Source organism: Amycolatopsis sp. lyj-90 (genome assembly GCF_046549035.1).
Classification (GTDB): Bacteria; Actinomycetota; Actinomycetes; order Mycobacteriales; family Pseudonocardiaceae; genus Amycolatopsis.
Map to the genome: position 1 here is coordinate 626,652 of NZ_JAJPWP010000004.1, position 18,920 is coordinate 645,571.

General features: G+C 68.1%; 19 protein-coding genes and 1 pseudogene. 15 read left to right on the plus strand and 5 right to left on the minus strand.

Features of this window, described 5'->3' with window-relative positions; genetic code table 11:
- Window positions 1-9 precede the first annotated feature (9 nt).
- The 9 genes and pseudogenes from ACLJPX_RS18365 (at window position 10) to ACLJPX_RS18405 (ending at window position 7,658) form a co-directional block, all read left to right on the plus strand.
- Entirely contained in the window at window positions 10-483 is a 474-nt protein-coding gene (locus ACLJPX_RS18365) for an anthrone oxygenase family protein (protein ID WP_410601164.1), read from the plus strand.
- A gap of 28 nt (window positions 484-511) precedes the next feature.
- Window positions 512-1,264 (plus strand): SDR family NAD(P)-dependent oxidoreductase, encoded by a 753-nt coding sequence (locus ACLJPX_RS18370; protein WP_410601165.1) that lies wholly within the window; start codon window positions 512-514, stop codon window positions 1,262-1,264.
- A complete protein-coding gene (locus tag ACLJPX_RS18375) occupies window positions 1,264-1,617 on the plus strand; it encodes an antibiotic biosynthesis monooxygenase family protein (protein WP_410601166.1) in 354 nt (117 codons plus the stop codon). The genes ACLJPX_RS18370 and ACLJPX_RS18375 overlap by 1 nt, the downstream gene beginning before the upstream one ends.
- Window positions 1,614-1,922: an antibiotic biosynthesis monooxygenase family protein gene (locus ACLJPX_RS18380; protein WP_410601167.1), complete on the plus strand. Its 309-nt coding sequence runs from the start codon at window positions 1,614-1,616 to the stop codon at window positions 1,920-1,922. Before ACLJPX_RS18375 ends, ACLJPX_RS18380 begins: the two co-directional genes overlap by 4 nt.
- A 12-nt stretch (window positions 1,923-1,934) precedes the next feature.
- On the plus strand, window positions 1,935-3,587 hold the full coding sequence (locus ACLJPX_RS18385) for a carboxyl transferase domain-containing protein (RefSeq protein ID WP_410601168.1): 1,653 nt from the start codon (window positions 1,935-1,937) through the stop codon (window positions 3,585-3,587).
- Between the two features lie 72 nt (window positions 3,588-3,659).
- A complete protein-coding gene (locus ACLJPX_RS18390; protein WP_410601169.1) occupies window positions 3,660-4,097 on the plus strand; it encodes an acetyl-CoA carboxylase biotin carboxyl carrier protein in 438 nt (145 codons plus the stop codon).
- Window positions 4,094-5,455 carry an acetyl/propionyl/methylcrotonyl-CoA carboxylase subunit alpha gene (locus ACLJPX_RS18395; RefSeq protein WP_410601170.1) on the plus strand — a complete coding sequence of 454 codons (1,362 nt, stop codon included), beginning with the start codon at window positions 4,094-4,096 and terminating at the stop codon, window positions 5,453-5,455. The genes ACLJPX_RS18390 and ACLJPX_RS18395 overlap by 4 nt, the downstream gene beginning before the upstream one ends.
- 283 nt (window positions 5,456-5,738) lie before the next feature.
- Window positions 5,739-5,957 (plus strand): annotated as a pseudogene (locus tag ACLJPX_RS18400) (AfsR/SARP family transcriptional regulator); the annotation flags it as partial.
- Between the two features lie 48 nt (window positions 5,958-6,005).
- On the plus strand, window positions 6,006-7,658 hold the full coding sequence (locus tag ACLJPX_RS18405; protein ID WP_410601333.1) for a BTAD domain-containing putative transcriptional regulator: 1,653 nt from the start codon (window positions 6,006-6,008) through the stop codon (window positions 7,656-7,658).
- Between the two features lie 126 nt (window positions 7,659-7,784).
- Here ACLJPX_RS18405 and ACLJPX_RS18410 read toward each other — a convergent pair whose 3' ends face one another.
- Together ACLJPX_RS18410 and ACLJPX_RS18415 are read right to left on the minus strand one after the other, a co-directional pair.
- The gene (locus ACLJPX_RS18410) at window positions 7,785-9,008 is read right to left on the minus strand and encodes a nucleotide disphospho-sugar-binding domain-containing protein (protein WP_410601171.1); all 1,224 of its coding nucleotides are present in this window, start codon (window positions 9,006-9,008) and stop codon (window positions 7,785-7,787) included.
- Window positions 9,009-9,696: 688 nt separating this feature from the next.
- Entirely contained in the window at window positions 9,697-10,008 is a 312-nt protein-coding gene (locus ACLJPX_RS18415; protein ID WP_410601172.1) for a hypothetical protein, read from the minus strand.
- A gap of 967 nt (window positions 10,009-10,975) precedes the next feature.
- Between ACLJPX_RS18415 and ACLJPX_RS18420 the strand changes: the two genes are divergently transcribed.
- Genes ACLJPX_RS18420 through ACLJPX_RS18435 form a run of 4 tightly spaced genes read left to right on the plus strand, consistent with a single transcriptional unit; the run spans window position 10,976 to window position 14,557 of the window.
- Window positions 10,976-12,298, plus strand: coding sequence for a M20/M25/M40 family metallo-hydrolase (locus ACLJPX_RS18420; RefSeq protein ID WP_101608016.1), 1,323 nt, complete (start codon window positions 10,976-10,978; stop codon window positions 12,296-12,298).
- On the plus strand, window positions 12,298-13,176 hold the full coding sequence (locus tag ACLJPX_RS18425; protein ID WP_101608015.1) for an alpha/beta fold hydrolase: 879 nt from the start codon (window positions 12,298-12,300) through the stop codon (window positions 13,174-13,176). The genes ACLJPX_RS18420 and ACLJPX_RS18425 overlap by 1 nt, the downstream gene beginning before the upstream one ends.
- Before the next feature lie 40 nt (window positions 13,177-13,216).
- Complete coding sequence (locus ACLJPX_RS18430) at window positions 13,217-13,813, plus strand: winged helix-turn-helix domain-containing protein (protein ID WP_101608014.1); 597 nt, start codon at window positions 13,217-13,219, stop codon at window positions 13,811-13,813.
- The gene (locus tag ACLJPX_RS18435) at window positions 13,814-14,557 is read left to right on the plus strand and encodes an SRPBCC family protein (RefSeq protein WP_410601173.1); all 744 of its coding nucleotides are present in this window, start codon (window positions 13,814-13,816) and stop codon (window positions 14,555-14,557) included.
- On the opposite strand, the gene ACLJPX_RS18440 is transcribed toward ACLJPX_RS18435, so the two are convergent.
- The 3 genes from ACLJPX_RS18440 to ACLJPX_RS18450 all read right to left on the minus strand — a co-directional run bounded on the left by ACLJPX_RS18440 (window position 14,550) and on the right by ACLJPX_RS18450 (window position 16,860).
- Complete coding sequence (locus tag ACLJPX_RS18440; RefSeq protein ID WP_016334446.1) at window positions 14,550-14,771, minus strand: DUF5703 family protein; 222 nt, start codon at window positions 14,769-14,771, stop codon at window positions 14,550-14,552. The genes ACLJPX_RS18435 and ACLJPX_RS18440 overlap by 8 nt on opposite strands.
- Complete coding sequence (locus tag ACLJPX_RS18445; RefSeq protein ID WP_410601174.1) at window positions 14,768-15,781, minus strand: YncE family protein; 1,014 nt, start codon at window positions 15,779-15,781, stop codon at window positions 14,768-14,770. The genes ACLJPX_RS18440 and ACLJPX_RS18445 overlap by 4 nt, the downstream gene beginning before the upstream one ends.
- A gap of 113 nt (window positions 15,782-15,894) precedes the next feature.
- Window positions 15,895-16,860, minus strand: a complete 966-nt coding sequence (locus ACLJPX_RS18450) for an aldo/keto reductase (protein ID WP_199193005.1) — start codon at window positions 16,858-16,860, stop codon at window positions 15,895-15,897.
- Between the two features lie 137 nt (window positions 16,861-16,997).
- On the opposite strand from ACLJPX_RS18450, the gene ACLJPX_RS18455 reads away from it, so the two are divergent.
- Together ACLJPX_RS18455 and ACLJPX_RS18460 are read left to right on the plus strand one after the other, a co-directional pair.
- Complete coding sequence (locus tag ACLJPX_RS18455) at window positions 16,998-18,044, plus strand: LLM class F420-dependent oxidoreductase (protein WP_410601175.1); 1,047 nt, start codon at window positions 16,998-17,000, stop codon at window positions 18,042-18,044.
- A complete protein-coding gene (locus tag ACLJPX_RS18460; protein ID WP_101608009.1) occupies window positions 18,044-18,883 on the plus strand; it encodes an undecaprenyl-diphosphate phosphatase in 840 nt (279 codons plus the stop codon). The genes ACLJPX_RS18455 and ACLJPX_RS18460 overlap by 1 nt, the downstream gene beginning before the upstream one ends.
- Window positions 18,884-18,920: the final 37 nt, after the last annotated feature.

Sequence of the window (18,920 nt, forward strand, 5' to 3'; positions counted from 1 at the left end):
GGATGCGCGATGTTGCAGGCGCTGGTTCCGCTGGTATTGCTGATGAACGGGCTCGCGGCCGGTGTGCTGCTCGGTTCGCAGCTGGGCGCGGTCCCGCTGATGAAGAGCATGCCCGCCGAAGGCTACGTCTACGTGCACGCGTTCTTCTCGACCCGCTACGACCCGTTCATGCCGGCCTGCCTGATCGGCACTTCGGCGCTGGACGTGGTCTTCGGGCTTTCGGCGGGCTCACAGACCGACAAGTCGTTGTTCTTCGTGGCAGGCGGGCTGGCGCTGGGCACGGTCGCGATCTCTATCGCGAAGAACGTCCCGGTGAACAAGTGGGTCAGAACGCTCGACCCGGACAACCTGCCTGCCGATTTCGGCGAGCTGGACCCTCGGTCGCGCTGGGGATTCTGGAATCTGGTCCGCACCGTGCTCGCGGTGGGCGCGCTCGTGCTCAACTGCGTCGCGGTCGCGTGGTCCTACACACCTCACGGTTAGGCCGCTACCGACAACGAAGGAGAATGGGATGAATCTCGGGCTGTCCGGAAAACGGGCGCTGGTAACGGGAGGTACCCGCGGTATCGGCCGCGGTGTCGTGCTCGCGCTGGCGCGCAACGGTGTCGACGTGATCACCTGCTATCGCCAGGAGGGTGAGGCGGCCGCGTCGCTGGAACGGGAACTGAAGGAGATCGGCGGGCGCCACCAGGTGCTGCGTGCGGACCTGGCCGACCCAGAGCAGGTCGCCGGGCTGCTCGACGCGTGCCGGGAGCACTTCGGGGGACTGGACATCGTGGTCAACAACGCCGCGGTGATCAGTCACGTGCCCTATTCGGAGCTGACCCTGGATGAGTGGCAGCGGATCGTCACCACCAACCTGACGGGGGTACACCTGGTCATTCAGCACGCGCTTCCCTTGCTGGGAAAGGGTTCCAGCGTGCTCAGCATGAGCTCGAAGTCGGTGGAGGTCGGCATTCCGCTGCGAGCGCACTACACCGCGACGAAGGCCGCGTTGTCCGGGCTGACCAAGTCGCTGGCGCGCGAGTTCGGCGCCCGTGGCATCAGGTTCAACGTGCTGGCGCTGGGCGTGATCCACACCGAGGTGCTCGACGCCATGCCGGAAGAACAGCGGTCTGTGTTGCTTCAGCGGTACACGGCCAAGACCTCGCTCGGCAGGCTGGGCACGCCGGAAGAGGTGGCGGGCGCGGTGCTCTGGCTGTCGAGTGAGCTTGCCGGTTACGTCACCGGCAGCGTCGTCTCGGTGGACGGAGGGATCGGCTGATGGCGGACGGCGAGATCTTCCGGGTGATGCTGCGGATGCAGATCAAGCCCGGCATGGCGGGCGATTTCGAACGGACCTGGCTGGAGGTGGGTGACGCGGTCACCTCGCATCCGGCCAATCTCGGCCAGTGGCTCTCGCGCGGCGACGACGAGGAAGACGTCTACTACGTCGTCAGCGACTGGGTGAGCGAACCGAGGTTCCGCGAGTTCGAGACCAGCGACCGGCACCTGAATCACCGCGCCAAACTGCATCCGTACCGCTCGGCGGGCTCGATGACCACCATGCGGGTGGTCGCGCATCTCGTGCCGGAGGGCCGTCCGCTTTCGCGCCACGAATGGGAGATCGCGAAGTGACCGGCGGGATCCGCGTGCTGGTCTACTGCGGTACCAAGGACGTCGACGGCATCGTGGCGGCCTATCACCAGGCGAGTGGATCGCTGGCCGGAGTGCCCGGCCTGCTCGGCAACGAGCTGCTGCGGTCGGTACACGATCCGCTCGGTTTCGTGGTGGCGAGCTCATGGCACAGTGCCGAGGAGTTCGCCGCCTGGGAACAAGGAGTGGACCACAAAGGACAGACGGCGCCACTGCGGCCCTTCCAGGACAACAGAATGCGCAGTTCGTTCGGCATCTACCAGGTGATGGCTCAGTATCCGGAATAGGAGGTCCCGGTCGTGTGGCTACCTACGCTCGAACGCGAACAGCGGTCGGTGACCCTCGCGGAAAGTGACTGGCTGGTCTGCGGCGGTTGCGGGATCCTCCTCTACGGCAAGCGGTTCGTCAGGCTCGGCATGGTGTGTCCCGACTGTGGCCGGCATACCCGGCTGACCTCGTCGCGCCGGTTGGAGCTCCTGCTCGACGCCGGCTCCGCGATCCCGATCGAGCGGGTGGCCGCGGCGGAGGACCCGCTCTCGTTCGCCGATCTGCTTCCGTATACCGAGCGGCTGGCCGGTGCCCGGCAGCGGACCGGGCTGGACGACGCGGTGCAGGTGGTGCGCGGAACCGTGCGGGGTCGCCCGGTCGTGGTGGCGGCGATGGACTTCCGGTTCATGGGCGGCAGCCTCGGCAGCGCGGCGGGACAGGCGATCACGACGGCAGCCGAAATGGCACTCGCCGACCGGGTGCCGCTGCTGCTGATCACCGCTTCCGGTGGCGCGCGGATGCAGGAGGGCGCGCTGGCGCTGATGCAGATGGCCAAGACCGCCAACGCGATGGCCGCGCTCGACGAGGCGGGACTGCTCACGATCACGCTGGTCACCGACCCGACCTTCGGCGGGGTGGCGGCCTCCTTTGCGACACTCGCCGACGTGATCATCGCCGAACCCGGAGCCAGGATGGGTTTCGCCGGGCCACGGGTGATCGAGCAGACGATCCGGCAACGGCTGCCCACCGGTTTCCAGACCGCCGAGTTCCTGCTCGACCACGGTCTGGTCGACGATGTGCGCGGCCGTGCCGAACTACCGCAGGTGCTCGGCATGCTGCTGGGGGCGACCGAGGTCCCTGGTGAGCAGTGGGGTGAGCTGACGGCCGATCCGGTCGTGCGGCAGCCGGACGGCATCCCGGCGCGGCCGGTCGCGGAGATCATCGGCAAGGCCAGGGAACTGACCAGGCCGACCATGCTCGATCACACCGCGACCTGGTTCGACGGCTTCACCGAGTTGCACGGAGACCGCGCCGGCGCGGACTGCCCGGCGATCGTCGGCGGCCTGGCCGTCCTGGACGGGCTGCCGGTCATGGCGATCGGGCATCAGAAGGGGCACACGACCGACGAGCTGGTGCGACGTGACTTCGGGATGCCGTCACCGGCTGGCTATCGCAAGGTGGCCAGGCTCCTGCGACTGGCGGGCAAGCTCGGGCTGCCGGTGATCACGCTGGTGGATACGCCGGGTGCGCATCCCGGTCTCGACGCCGAACGGCATGGCCAGTCCATCGCGATCGCGGAGTGCCTGCGGGTGCTGGGCGGGCTGCCGGTCCCGGTGGTCAGCGTGATCACCGGGGAGGGCGGTAGCGGTGGCGCGCTGGCGCTCGCCGTGGCCGACCGGGTGCTCATCTGCGAGAACGCCATCTATTCGGTGATCAGTCCCGAGGGCTGCGCGGCGATCCTGTGGCGCGAAGCGGGAGCGGTGCCCGACGCCGCGGCGGCGCTGCGCTTGGAGGCGCGGTCGTTGCTGGAGCTCGGGATCGTCGACGCGGTGGTGCCCGAGCAGGCCCCCATCCGGGACGCGGTGATCTGCGCGCTTCGCGAGCTGCGACAGGTGGACGGTCCGAGCCTGGTCTCCGCCCGCAGAACCAGGTTCCGCCGATTCGGCGTTCGACACGACCAGTGAGATCGAGGAGGCAAGAAGATGACGGGTATGCGTGCGATCCCGGAAGAAGGCATAGCCGCGTTGGAGTCGGAGATGACCAAGCTCGACGCGGAAAGCGCCATGGAGGTCTTATGCCGCGGGCTGAGCGGAATCGTCGGTGCCACGCCGCACAGCCCGCGACGGGTGCGGGTCCGGCTCGGCTGCGCCAGCATCGACGTCGAATGGCCGCTTGATCCGGCCGCACCCACCGAGGTGCCGTTGATCGAGGAGGGAACACCCGCAGGTCACGAAATCCGCGCTCCGCTCGTCGGCACGTTCTACCGGTCGACTCGGCCTGGCGCGAAGCCCTTCGTGAGCGAAGGCGACATCGTGGAGGTCGGCCAGCAGGTGGCGATCGTGGAGGCGATGAAGCTGATGAACCCCCTGGTGGCGGACGAAGCGGGGCGGGTGGAGCGGATTCTCGTCGATGACGCGGAAGCCGTGGAGTACGGCCAGCCGTTGCTGATACTGGCTGCCGAGACCGCCGAATGAACGAGGTGACCCGGAGGATCCGCACGGTGCTGGTCGCCAACCGGGGCGAGATCGCCCTGCGGGTCGTGCGTACCTGCCAGGAGATGGGGATCAAGGCGGTCGTCGCCCATTCCACAGTGGATCGGGACTCGGCCGCCGTGTGGTCGGCCGATGAGGCGGTCCAGATCGGGCCGGGACCGCCGAAACGGAGTTACCTCTATCCGCCGGCGATCATCGAGGCCGCCTTGCGCACCGGCGCCGACGCGATCCATCCCGGCTATGGCTTCTTGTCGGAGGACCCGGATTTCGCTGAGATCTGCGAAGACAACGGGCTGGTGTTCATCGGGCCACGGCCGGAGGTGATGTCCCGGCTGGGCGATAAGACGGTGGCCCGCTCGCTGATGAAGGAGGCCGGGCTCCCGGTGTTGCCCGGCACTCTGAAACCACTCGGTGACTCGGCCGACATGCTCGCCGAGGCCAAGCGGATCGGGCTGCCCCTGATCGTCAAGGCCGCGGCCGGTGGTGGTGGCCGGGGGATGGCCGTCGTGCGACGCTGGGAAGACCTTGTCGCCACCGTGCGGTCCACCCGTGCCGCCGCCCGGGCGGTGTTCGGCGACGATCGGGTCTATCTGGAGCAATTCTGGGAACAGGCCCGTCATATCGAAATCCAATTGCTCGCCGACGGACACGGAAACGTGGTCCATCTGCGCGAGCGGGACTGTTCGGTGCAGCGGCGCCATCAGAAACTCCTGGAGGAAAGCCCGGCTCCCGGCCTCTCCCAAGACCTGGTCCGATCGCTGGCCGACGCGGCCGTGCACGGTGCGCGCGCGGTCGGCTACACCGGTGCCGGCACGTTCGAGTTCCTTGTCGACGGTGACCGGGCCGCGTTCATCGAGGCGAACTGCCGGATACAGGTCGAACATCCGGTCACCGAAATGGTGACCGGCATCGATCTGGTGCGTGAGCAGATCCGCGTCGCGGCCGGGTTGCCGCTTTCGATGACCCAAAACGATGTCGTGGTACGGGGTGTCGCGGTGGAGTGCCGGGTCAATGCCGAGGACCCGCACCGTGATTTCGCGCCCTGCCCGGGTGAGCTGACCGAATTCGTGCCACCGGGTGGGCCTTTCGTGCGGGTGGACACCGCGGCGTACACCGGCTGGCGGGTACCGGCCGACTACGACTCACTGCTGGCGAAAGTGGTCGTCTGGGCCCCCGACCGGGCCACGGCTTTGGCCAGAATGGACCGCGCGCTCGGCGAGTTCAAGATCGGCGGGCCCGGTATCCATACCACCAAGAACCTGCTTCGTGAGGTACTGGCGAATAAGGTGTTCATGGCCGGCGAACACACCACAGCCCTACTGGAACAGTGGCGCTCATGACGTGGAATAAGCAGAATTCCGCCTACCGGGCACACGTTTCCGTCGGAACGCGCGCCTTTTTCGTTCTCGTCTCGATCATCACTAGCGAGGGGATACTGATCCTCCAGCGATCAACCAGTTGACTGGAGTAGACCTGAATGTGCTGTCGTAGTTCGTGATTCGGTAACTATCACCTTCGACGGCCTGGGGATGGGGGTAGGGCTTTTCGATGCTGTCGCGTAGTCTATTTGCTACAGACTGTGACATCTAACCAAGTTCATCAGTGTCCTGGGGAGGCGGCAATATGCAGGTCAGTTTGCTTGGTCCGCTTGAAGTTCTCCGCGACGGAGTGGTGGCCACTCCGTCGGCACCCAAGTTACGGCGAGTATTGAGCCTGCTGGTTGTCGAGGCTAACAACATCGTTCGAATTCAGCGAATCGTCGACGAGCTATGGGATGACCGCCCGCCGGCGAGTGTTGGCACCACGATTCAGACCTACGTTTACCAACTGCGTAAGCTATTGAAACTCGATGCCACAGCGGACCGGCGAAAAGCTTTGAACTCCGACCTGGTGACGCCCGCATTGTACACCTCACCGCATGGCTACCGATTGTCTTTCGCCGAGTCGGGCCTCGATTCGAAACGATTCGAGGAGCTCGCCAACCGAGGTCGCACCGAACTCGAGTCCGGCCAGATCGCGACGGCGACCCAGACGTTTTCGGACGCGCTACGGCTGTGGCGGGGCCCGGCGCTGGTCGATGTCGACCTCGGCCCGGTGCTGCGGTCCGAGGTGCTCCGGCTGGACGAAATGCGCCGGACCGCGCTGGAACTACGCATCCAGGCCGATCTGCAGCTGGGCAGGCACCATGAATTGCTCGCCGAGCTCACCAGCCTGGCCGCCGAGCACCCGACGCACGAGGGCTATCAGGCGATGCTGATGGTCGCACTGCATCGCGTCGGCAGGCGCACCGACGCACTGCGGGCGTACCAGCGGATGAGAACGAGGCTGTCCAGCGACCTCGGCCTGGATCCATCGGGCAAGCTGCAGCGGCTGCACAGCGTCTTGCTCACCAGCGATTCGACGCTTGACCTGCCGTCATCGGCGACCTGGGCCCGTCCGGTGAGCCAGGCGGCGTCCACGCCGCAGCCGTCACCGCATCAGCTGCCGCCGGAGACCCCGGTCCTGATCGGCCGGGACGAACAGCTCACGAAGGCCCTCGAAGCGCTGGCCACCGAGCATCGCCCGGGGCCGGTGGTAGCGCTCGTCGTCGGCCCGCCGGGCTCCGGCACGTCGGCGTTCAGTATCCGGGCGGCCCATCAGGTCAGCGGCCGTTACCCGGACGGCCAGCTTTACGCGAGGCTCGTCGATCTCGATGGCAGGCCGAAGAACGCGGGCGACGTGCTCACCGAGTTTCTCACCTCGCTCGGGGTTCCGGAGTCGCAGATTCCCGATGGCGCCGACGCGCGGTCGAGGATGTTCCTCAGCCGGACCATGCGGAAGAAATTGTTGCTGGTACTGGATGACGTGGTCGGCGTCGACCAGCTGCGGCCGTTGCTCCCGGCAGGCGAGGAATGCGCGGTGCTGGTGTCCTGCCGTCGCCGGATCTTCACTCCGCTGGTGGTGACCACAGTGGAGATCCAGCCGCTGAGTGAGGCCGATGGGTTGCGGCTGCTCAGTGAACTGCTGGGACCGCGCCGGGTGAGCGCCGACCCGGAAGCCGCCAGCGCGATCGTCGCGCTGTGCGACGGCCTGCCATCGGCGCTGCACGCGGTGGCCGCCCGGCTGCAAGAGCGTCCACATTGGTCGATCAGGCGGCTGGTCGACTGGATCGGCCGCGAGTCCGCCCAGGACATACCGACCGCCGATCCATTTGGCCTGATCGCGAGTGTGGAGCGTACCTACCAGACGGCGTCACCGACGGTCCGTGCCGCGTTCCGGCTGCTGATCTGGCTGGAGGCCAGCACGCTTTCGGTCCCGGATGCGGCGAACACACTCGGCGTAGACGAGCGTCACGCCGAATCTCTGCTGGAAGACCTCGTAGAACTCCAGATCTTGGAAGCCGACCACGGCCCCGGTGTGCCAGGCCCCCGCTACCGGTTCCTCGAGAGTATCCGCACGGCAGGCCGGCAGCTGAGTTCCGACACGAAGCCGCAGGTGACCGGTAAGTGGGCAAGGACCCCACGGATAAGCGCACGGACTCGCTCGTCCAGCTCCCCGACGTAAGGGCGCTCGGCGGAGTGCCGTCGGATGGCTGCCGGGCAGTCGCTGGGACATCGTGCACGATCAGACGGATGGTTCGGGCCGATGTCTCGGCGCCGACGCCTTCGGGAACCTATCGGAACCCGGGCGCTAACCGGCGGGGACGATGGCGAGTTTTTCCAAAATGGGCACCAGGTCGGCCGGTGGGGGCCTGACGTCGAGGTCGCTGCGCAAGGCGGCTGCCCGTTCGGCGTGCCCGGGTTGCTCCAGCAGTGCTGTGACGGCCGCGGTGACAGCTCCCGTGGTTGCCTGATGGGCGGGGAGGTGAAGCCCCGCGTAGGTGGCCGCCAGCCTGGTCCCGTTGGAGTGCTGTTCGACACCGAAGGTCAGCGCCAGCTGGGGAACTCCGGTGGCCAGCGCCGTCATAGTGGTGCCCGCTCCGCCGTGGTGGACGATCGCGGAGCAGGTCGGCAGCAGCAGTCGCAGCGGAAAGCTTTCCAGGGTACGGACATTCGGGAAAGGGGGCAGTGTCGCGAGGTCTCTGGCCGTCGCGGCGACCACGACCTCACAGTCCAAAGTGGTCACCGCGCCGAGTACCTTCGCCAGCGAGAACGAGCCGTGGCCCGCCACGCGGGTCAGCTCACTGCCCAGTGTGACGCAGATGCGCCGGCGCGAGGGCGCGGTCAGCAGCCATGGCGGCATTTCACCCGCGCCGTTGTACGGGATGTAGCGGACCGGCAGTCGCGTCGCACTGGTCGGCGGTGCCAGCTCGGCCGGGCATGGGTCGATGACGTGGGCCGCCTCGTCGAGCCTGGTCGGCGTGACGCCGTAACCATTGAAGATGTCCGGCGCGTGGGGCATGAGGCACAGCCGCGGCGGTTCCGCTGTGCCGACCGGTCCCCAGAGCGACACCACTCCGGGCACGTCCAGTACCCGTGCGACAAGCATGCCTTCGAAGCTGACCGGGTCATAGAGCACGAGTTCAGGACGCCAGCGGCAGGCGAAGTCCACAGCGGCCTCGCACGACCGGCGAAGCAGTGCGTGCGAGGCCCGGTCGTGCTCGGCCTGGTACGCGGCCATGTCGAACGCGTCGAGGCTGGTGAGTGGAACGCCGGTCACGGGGTGCAGTGGCAGCCACGGATACGGCCAAGTGCCATCGCGGGCGTCCCTGATGTAGAGCAGCCGGGTCTGCCGCACCATGTCCAGATCGGTGAGTATCGGCACCGGGGTCAGGCCGGCGCGGGCGAGCGTCTCCGTCTGGGACGGCGCGCAGGCGACGCGCACTTCGTGCCCCGCCGACTGCAGTGCCCAGCCCAGCGGGACCATCGAGAGGTAGTGCGTCGGCCAGGCCGATACGGAGAGCATCACGCGCATGACGGTTACCTTGCACCGGCGGCTTCGAACGCACCTGAAGGCTCACTCAAACGCTCACCGGTGATCGACTCCTTTCGTTGAACGGATTGCTGGACCGTCGCCGTGCACCCCTGCCTCATCGGCACCATGAATGCCGCGCATGGCGACTATGTCGCTGGTCGAGTACGAGGAGGCGAACATGTCGCTGATCATGAGTGTGTCAGGTGACGGCAAGAATGCCGGAACCCACTTGTCGTCGCACTATTCCGGCATACCCGTGAAACGCGTACCTCACGGTGATGATGTACATGGTAAGCAATGACGTTCCAATAGTGGCCGGTCGTTCGGCAACGTGGCGGCGACACACCACACTGCTCCTGCGGCGAAGTCGATACGCAGGGCCATCGGCACGTCCACCGCGGTCGCGGGCTGGACGAAGCTGCCATCGGCTCGTCGGGCCGGCCCCAGTTCCAGTCGCTCCCGATGAGCGGCGGTCTCGCGGATCGGCGTCCGCAGGTATCGGTTTCACGCGATGATCTTCCTCGGTTACCCGGCCAAACGCACCCCGGTTCTGGAGGACGAGGTACCGCCTCATCAGTCACCGAACGTCCGGTCGTGCCGCGAAGCGCGAGCAGTGCACCGGTCACGCGTGGGTCGGCCACCAATCGCTGAACCCGCTGGGCCAGCGCGAGTTCCTGCTCGCGCGTGGTCATGGCCGCTCGCCGCCGTCGCCGAGCGGACGCGGGACCGTGGCGCGACGTCGTCGTGGTGATCGTCGTCCGGCGACTCGCCAGGCCGGCGGGTGGGTTCGGTTGAAGGTCTCGGTGAAGCCGCGGAGGGCTTGTTTGGCGGCGCGGTCGTCGGGTGCCTGGCCCGTGCTGCGTTCGGCCCAGAAGACCAGGGCGTTGATGGTCTGGCGGATCGTGCCGGTCTGGTAGCCGCGGGTGTGGCACCAGTGCCGGTAGTGCGCGAGGCGGGCGCGGTAGCAGCTGATGGTCTTGTCGGAGTACCGACGCAGCATCGATGGGCGAAGTTCCGTCTCGAAACGCGAGGACCTGGACACCCCTCCAAAATGCCATTAACACGGCCTCCACGAGTGCAGGAACCTCCGTTTCGTATCCGCGAGAGCAACGCCCCGAGGCGCTAATTCTCGATAGCTACAAGATGTGGGTGAAACCCGTAGGTATGACTCACATCTTTGGCGGCGAGGTGACGCTGAGGCCTGCATGTCGTGAATCCAGTTTCCTGGCTCGACCTGCTGCTTCGTAGAGGACCAGCTGCATCCTGAGCATTCGCGTCCGGCATGGAGAGATCCGATCTTTACCGTGTCTGGTCAAGTCTTAACATCCGCCGTCTGGGGTCGGATGGCAGAAGAGTTTTGACCTGGTTCCCCGCTTTCTGAGTAGTGTGAGAATGTACTTCCATCAAGAAAATTATCGTCGGCATCGTCATTGGGAATCCATCGGCGACGACGGTCTGAAAGGCGTGAGCACGACCGCGGCGGACACAAGAATCGCCACATCCTGAGCCGGGTGCCTCGGTTATTCAGCTGGGCGCTGCCCGCGGGGAGCTGGGCCCTCTGGGGCCGTGAGACGTCCGGTCGCAACCGGTCCTGACCAGCTCGAACGCGCGTCGGCCTACGGGCGACCGCGGCGGGGCCCCGCCGCGAAGGCTTTCCTCCGGTGTCCGCGCGGCGGCCCCGGGCGGAGCCCGAGGTTACGGCTCGTCATCCGGTCGACACCGGTCTGCTGTAGCTGGGCGAGCAGTAGGGCGATTTGTCCGTTTCGAGTCGGTGCTGGCGTGCGAGGCTTAGCTTTCTGCGGCCTCGACCTCCAGCGTCCTGGTCACGCACTGATGGAGGCGCTCGAGCGCGCGGGTCGCCGACTGAGCTACCCGCCTGCGGTGGTGCGGTCGGGAGTGGGTCTTCACACGTGTCCACGCGGCGGTCGTGACGGGTCGGCCGGCTCCACCAATGGTAGGAATGCCTGGTGACCGAACCGAATCTGATCGAAGCCGCCGCCGAAGAGGCAGTCACCCTCACCAGTGAACTGATCCGCATCGACACCACCAACACGGGTGATCCCGACACGCTCGTCGGTGAACGCGCCGCGGCGGAGTACGTCGCCGAGAAGCTCACCGACGCGGGCTATGAGATCACCTACGTCGAGTCCGGGGGCAAGAACCGCCACAACGTGATCGTCCGGCTGCCGGGCGCCGACCCGTCGCGGGGCGCGCTCCTGATCCACGGTCACCTCGACGCCGTCCCCGCCGACGCCTCCGAGTGGTCGGTGCACCCGTTCTCCGGCGCGATCCAGGACGACTACGTCTGGGGCCGCGGCGCGGTCGACATGAAGGACATGTGCGCGATGACGCTCGCGCTGGCCCGCCACTACAAGATCAACAACATCGTGCCGCCGCGTGACCTCGTCTTCGCGTTCCTCGCCGACGAGGAGGCGGGCGGGAAGTACGGCGCGCAGTGGCTGGTGGAGAACCGGCCCGAGCTGTTCGAGGGGGTCACCGAGGCCATCAGCGAGGTCGGCGGCTTCTCGATCACGCTCAAGGACAACGTCCGCGCGTACCTCATCGAGACGGCGGAAAAGGGCATCCGCTGGATGAAGCTGCGGGTGCGAGGCACCGCGGGCCATGGTTCGATGATCCACCGCGACAACGCCGTCACCAAGCTGTCCGAGGCCGTCGCCAGGCTCGGCAACCACCGCTTCCCGCTGGTCATGACCGACTCCGTCCGCGAGTTCCTGGACGGCGTCACCGAGATCACCGGCTGGGACTTCCCCGAGGACGACATCGAGGGGTCCGTCGCCAAGCTCGGCAACATCTCCCGGATGATCGGCGCGACCCTGCGCGACACGGCGAACCCGACGATGCTCACCGCGGGCTACAAGTCCAACGTGATCCCCTCGGTCGCGGAAGCCTCGGTCGACTGCCGGATCCTGCCCGGCCGTCTCGAGGCGTTCAACGCCGAGCTGGAGGAGATCCTCGGCCCGGACATCGAGAAGGAGTGGATGGAGCTGCCGCCGGTCGAGACGACCTTCGACGGCGCCCTCGTCGACGCGATGACCGCGGCGGTCCTCGCCGAGGACCCGGGCGCCCGCACGCTCCCGTACATGCTTTCCGGCGGCACGGACGCGAAGTCGTTCCAGTCCCTCGGGATCCGCAACTTCGGGTTCGCCCCGCTGCAGCTGCCCGCGGACCTCGACTTCTCGGCGCTGTTCCACGGCGTCGACGAGCGTGTCCCGGTCGACGCGCTGAAGTTCGGCGTGCGGGTGCTCGACCGTTTCCTCCGCTCCGCCTGATGTCCGGTCTGCTGGCCGCCGACGGAACACCCCTGCATTTCGAACGCTGGGGTGATCCGTCGGCGCCGGTGACCGTGGTGCTCCTGCACGGGTACGCCCTCGACAGGCGGAGCTGGCGCGCCGTCGCGCCGGTGCTGGCCGAGGCCGCGGAGGAGCCGATCGCGGTGCTGGCCTACGACCAGCGCGGGCACGGCGAATCCGGTGAGGTCCGCGCCGCGTCGGCGACGATGGGGCATCTCGCCGACGACCTCGCCGAGGTGCTGGAGAAGGTGATTCCCGAGGGTCGTGTCGTCCTGGTCGGTCACGACATGGGCGGCCTCGCGATCCTTTCGCTCGCCCAGCGGCATCCGGACGTCTTCGCGGCCAGGGTGGCGGGGATCGGGTTGCTCGCCATGTCCGCCGGCGGCGTCACCCCGGACGCGATCTGGCCGAACGCGCTCGGGAAACTCGGCCGCGACCTCGAAATGGTCTTCGGGACGAAGCTGATCGGCCTGGTGCGGGAGCACACCAGCAAGGCGGTGACCGCCGGCCTGCGGTGGTGGCTCTTCGGGGACGACCCGGTGCCCGGCGACGTCGAATTGACCGTCCGGATGATCCGCGGCAACTGGCCCCAGACGGTGTCCGCGTTCCGCCCCGCACTGGACGCCTACACGCGGGAGTCCGCGTTGTCGCAGGTCGGCGCGGTGCCGGTGACGGCGATCGTGGGGGAGCGCGACAAACTGGTGCCCACCGCCGACGTCGAAGAACTGGCGGGCGCGGTGGAGAACGGGACGTCCGTGGTGCTGCCCGGGGTCGGGCACGTCGTCCCGCTGGAGGCGGCCCCGCAGGTGGTGCCCCGGCTGCTCGCCCTGGCGACGAGGGCTCGCCGACAAGACTGACTGCCTTGACAAGTTCTCTTTTCGGTGACACCTTCTTGCCATGTTCTCCGTAGCGGTGATCGAGGACGCGGAAGCGGCCGAAGTGTCGTTGGACCCGGTCCGGGCCCGGCTGCTGTCCGAACTCGCGGAACCGGCGTCGGCCACGATGCTGGCCGCGCGGGTGGATCTGCCGCGGCAGAAGGTGAACTACCACCTGCGCGCGCTGGAAAAGCACGGCCTGGTCGAGCTCGTCGAAGAGCGGCGCAAGGGCAACGTCACCGAACGCATGATGCGCGCGACCGCGGCGTCCTACGTGATCTCGCCGACCGCGCTTTCCGCGGTCCAGCCCGACCCGGCCGAGTCGCCGGACCGCCTTTCCGCGCGCTGGCTGCTCGCGGTCGCGGGCAGGCTGGTGCGCGACGTCGGCCTGCTGATCACCGGCTCCACCAAGGCGCGCAAGCGGGTCGCGACCTTCGCGATCGACGGCGAGGTGCGGTTCTCGAACGCGGCCGACAGGGCGGCGTTCGCCGAAGAACTCACCGTCGCGATCACGAACCTGGTGAGCAAGTACCACGACGAAGGCGCCGAACAGGGCCGCGATCACCGGATCGTCGTCGCCGTCCATCCGAGCGTCAAAACCGAGACCGAGGAGCGCTGAGTGGGGCACGAATTCGAGATCGCCGACCGCGTCGAGGTCGACGCGACGCCGGAGCAGGTCTGGGACGCCATCGCGACCGGGCCGGGGATCACGTCATGGTTCATGGGACGCAGTGAGGTGGACGGCGGCGTCGGCGGCACGGTGAAGACCGCGTTCGGCGGCTACGAACCCGCGTCCGCGATCACGTCGTGGGATCCGCTCGAAAGGCTCGTCTACGGCACGGAACGCGAGGAGGACGGGCGGTTCGTCGCCTACGAGTTCCTGATCGAGGCCCGGTCCGGCGGCAGCACCGTGCTGCGGACCGTGACGAGCGGCTTCCTGCCCGGCGACGACTGGGAAGACGAGTTCGAGGCGATGCGCGGTGGCGGCGAGCTGTTCCTCCGCACCTTGGTCGAGTACCTCAACGGGTTCGCGGGCCGGAAAGCGGTGCCGGTGACGGTGTTCGGGCCCGCGATCGAAGACTGGGACCGCGCGTGGCTGGCGCTGGGCCGGAAACTGGGTCTCGCCGGGCGGCCGGACACGGGCGACGGGGTCCGGCTGAGCACGGGGTCGATGTCCACAGTGGACGGCGAGGTCTATCTGGCGAACGAGCAGACGGTCGGGATCCGGACCGGGGACGCGCTCCTGCGCTTCGTCCGCGGTTTCCGCGGGCCGATGCTCGCGATGCATCACCTGTTCGGCGACGTCGACCCCGCGGAACAGGACGAGCTCTGGGCGGACTGGCTCGGCCGCGTCTTCAGGTGATCAGGCCGGGCAGGGGTGTGGCGGTGCGCTTGCGGCGCAACCACACCCTCCGGGTCCCATCGGAGTAGAGCCGGACGGTCGAGAGCTCCCAGCCGGCGAACTCGGCGTGGATCGACAGCTGCGTCGCCGCCGCCCGCCGGGAAACACCGGGAGGCAACTGCAGCCGCCGGTACTCCCAATCCCCTTCGACCACCGCCTCGTCCACAACTGTCATGGCGTGATCACCTGGATCCCTTCTCCGATGGCCGAGCCGACGACCACACGGCCCCCCTGCTCGTCGACGGTGACCGAATCTGGCTGCCGCAGGGTGGGGAACCGGTGCTTCTCGATCGGCTCTCCGCCGCGGACGTCGAAGCCGACGACCTCGTTGCGCTCGGTGAGGGTGACCCAGGCGAGACCCTGGGCGCGGTCGTAGGCGATGCCGTACGCCCCGCCGGGGACGGGGTAACGCTGGCGCAGCAGCAGCGGCGTCGTGGAGAACGCCAGCAACGCGCCCGCTCGCGCGTCGGTGACGAAAACGCGCCCGAGATCGTCGGTGACCGCGTTGGCCGCGCCGTCGCCCGCGCGGAGGCCTTCGCCGATCTTGCCCTCGGCCAGGTCGACCGAGAACAGAGCCGTGCGCAGCTTGTCCAGGACGACCACGCCGTCGCCGGTGTTCAGCACGTCGTCGGCGCTGTAGATCTGGCCGGTGACGGTCTTCGGGCCCGCGTTGGCGGACAGCACCTCGACGACCTTGCGATCACGGACCGAGACCAGCGTCGAGTCGCCGTCCGCGAGACCGGCGGAAGGCTGCCCCGCGACCGGGACCGTCTCCAGTGCGCCGCCGGGCAGGGAGACCTTCGCCAGCAGGCTCTTGCCGGGGACGCTGGCGAGCACCTGGCCGCCGGAGACCGTGAGCCGCTCGGCGGGGCCGGGCAAGGCCACGGTCGTCTTCGGGGTGTCCAGGGCCGAGAGATCGTAGAGGCGCAGCGAAGGCGGCTCCGAGACTGCGACGATCAGCGTCTTGCTCGCCTCGTCGGTGGCCAGCGCTTTGACCCCGGGCCCGGCGAACACCGAACCGGCGGGCTTGGCCGTCACCGCGGGGGAGACGGCGGCCGTCACCGCGACGGGGTTCTGCACGATCTGGAGCGTGTCGTTCGGGGTGTCGTCCGCACTGCAGGACGAGAGCACCAGGGCACCGGCGAGCGGGATCGCGATCCGGGAAACGGCGGACAGCCGACCCACCTTGGTGCCTCCACCTGCTACTCGTCGAACGGACCTGTCCAGCATCCCCCAGGAACCCCACCGCGTCACGTCTGTGTCACCTAACAGTCACCTAATCCAGTAATCGAGACGGCTCAAAGGCCGCGTTCGGGGTACCCGACCTCGATCGCGCTGACGTCGTCGAGCGCCGATCGGATGGCGGGCGGGAGCGTGATCTCCTCGGCCGTGAGCGACCCGGTGAGCTGTCCGGTGTCGCGTGCTCCGACCACGGGAGCGACCACTCCCGGCCGGTCGCGGACCCAGGCCAGCGCGACGGCCAGCGGCGAGGTGCCCAGCCCGTCGGCGGCGGTCGCGACCGCCTGCACGATCCTGGCCGCGCGATCGGTCCGGTGATGTTCGACATAGCCCGCGAAAACACTCGAAGCGCCACGAGAATCGGCGGGTGTCCCGGTGCGGTACTTGCCGGTGAGCACGCCCCGGCCGAGCGGGGCCCAGGGCAGGATCCCGATGCCGTGGTGCTCCGAGGCGGGCACGACCTCGCGGTCCACTCCGCGCTCCAGCAGTGAGTACTCGACCTGCGTCGAGACCAGCGGGGCGACGGCGGAACTGCGGGCCGCGGCGGTCGCGAGCTGCCAGCCCGAGTAGTTGGAGACGCCGACGTAGCGGGCCTTTCCGCTGGTCACGGCGTAGTCGAGGGCCGCGAGGGTCTCGTCGACCGGCACGGTGGTGTCCCAGGCGTGCAGCTGCCAGAGGTCGATGTGGTCGGTGCCGAGGCGGCGCAGCGAACCTTCGAGGGCGCTCAGCAGCGCGCCGCGAGAGGCGCCACCACCGAACGGGCCGTCGGTGCGGCGGGCGACCGCCTTGGTGGCGAGCACGATGTCGTCACGCGGGACGAGGTCGCCGAGCAGCGCGCCGAGAACGCGTTCGCTCTCACCCTCGCTGTAGATGTCGGCGGTGTCGACCAGGGTGCCCCCGGCGTCGACGAACGCGACCAGCTGGCTGGCCGCCTCCTCGGAGTCGGTGTCGCCACCCCACGTCATGGTCCCGAGGGCCATCCGCGAGACCCGCAGTCCCGACCGGCCGAGCTGTCGCTTTTCCACGACGGGCGAGCCTAGCCGGAAGGCCGGTGCGGGACGCGGAGCAGGTGAGCGTGTCGTGATCGAGTACCACCGGCCGGGTCACCGCGGTGTCAACACCCTGAACGGAGGAGTGACACTCCGATGGATACATTCACGCCGTGCGACTCGGACTGAACTTGGGCTATTGGGGCGCGGGCAACGACGCGGCCAACCTGGCATTGGCGAAGAAGGCGGACGAACTGGACTACGCGGTCGTCTGGGCCGCGGAGGCGTACGGCTCGGACGCGCCGACGGTGCTGGCGTGGGTGGCGGCGCAGACTTCACGGATCGACGTGGGCAGCGCGGTGTTGCAGATCCCGGCGCGGACGCCCGCGATGACCGCGATGACCGCCGCGACCCTGGACACGCTGTCGGGCGGGCGGTTCCGCCTCGGCCTCGGTGTGTCCGGGCCGCAGGTCTCCGAAGGCTGGCACGGCGTGAAGTTCGCGTCACCCCTCGGCCGGACGCGCGAATACGTCGAGATCGTCCGCAAGGCGCTGTCCCGTGAGCGGCTGAAGTACGAAGGCGAGCACTTCGAGCTCCCGCTGCCCGGCGGGCCCGGCAAGGCGCTGACGCTGACCGTGCATCCCGAACGCGAAGAGATCCCCGTGTACCTGGCCGCCATCGGCCCGAAGAACCTCGAACTGACCGGCGAGATCGCGAACGGCTGGCTGCCCGTGTTCTTCTCGCCCGAGCACGCCGGAGAGCAGCTGAAGCTGATCCAGGCGGGCGCGGAGAAGGCCGAGCGGTCCCTCGACGGCTTCGACGTCGTTCCCACCGTCCCGCTCGTGGTCGGTGACGACTGGAAGGCCTGCGCCGACGCGGTCCGCGGGTACGCGGCGCTGTACCTCGGCGGGATGGGCAGCCGGGACAAGAACTTCTACAACCAGCTCGCCTGCCGGATGGGCTTCGAGCGCGAAGCCGCCGACGTCCAGCAGAAGTACCTGGGCAAGAACTACGAAGGCGCGATGGCGGCCGTCCCGCTGGAGTTCATCGACGCGACGTCGCTGCTGGGCCCCAAGGAGCGGATCGCCGAACGGATGCAGGCCTTCGCCGGAGCGGGGGTCACGACGCTGACCGTCGCGCCCTCCATGCCGGACCCCGAGAGCTCCGCACACGCTCTCGAAGTCGCGGCCGAAGCGATCGAACTGGCCGGTGTCGCCTGATGGGATGGTTCGAAGCACTGGTCCTGGGGCTCGTCCAGGGCCTCACGGAGTTCCTGCCGATCTCCTCCAGCGCGCACCTGCGGATCACCGCGGCGCTCGCCGGCTGGGACGACCCGGGCGCCGCCTTCACCGCGGTGACCCAGATCGGCACCGAACTCGCCGTCATCCTGTACTTCTCGAGCAAGATCGGGAAGATCCTCCGTGCCTGGTTCTTCTCGATCTACAAGAAGGACTGGCGGCAAGACCCGGACGCGCGGCTCGGCTGGCTGATCATCATCGGCTCGCTGCCGATCGTGGTGCTGGGCCTGCTGCTGCAGGACGCGATCGACGAGACCTTCCGTGATCTGCGGATCACCGCCACCACGCTGATCGTGTTCGGCCTCATCCTCCTGCTGGCCGACCGGATCGGGCGGCAGGAACGGACGCTGGACCACCTGACCGTGCCGCACGGCCTCGGCTTCGGGTTCGCGCAGGCGCTGGCGCTGATCCCGGGCGTCTCCCGCTCCGGCGGCACCACCAGCGCCGGGCTGCTGCTCGGCTACACCCGCGCGGAGGCGGCGGAGTACTCCTTCCTGCTGGCGCTGCCGGCGGTGTTCGGCTCGGGCCTGTACAAGCTGACCGACATCGGCAAGGACGGCGCCCCGGCCCAGTGGGGGCCGACGATCCTGGCGACGCTGGTCGCGTTCGGCGTCGGCTACGCCGTCATCGCCTGGCTGATGTCCTACATCAAGACCAAGAGCTTCGTGCCGTTCGTGATCTACCGGCTCGTGCTCGGGGTCCTGCTGTTCGTGCTGATCTTCACCGGTGTCCTCGACCCCGGCGCGGGTCCGCACCTGTAAACCTCCGCATCCAGAGGACGAAACGCGGGAGCGGGCA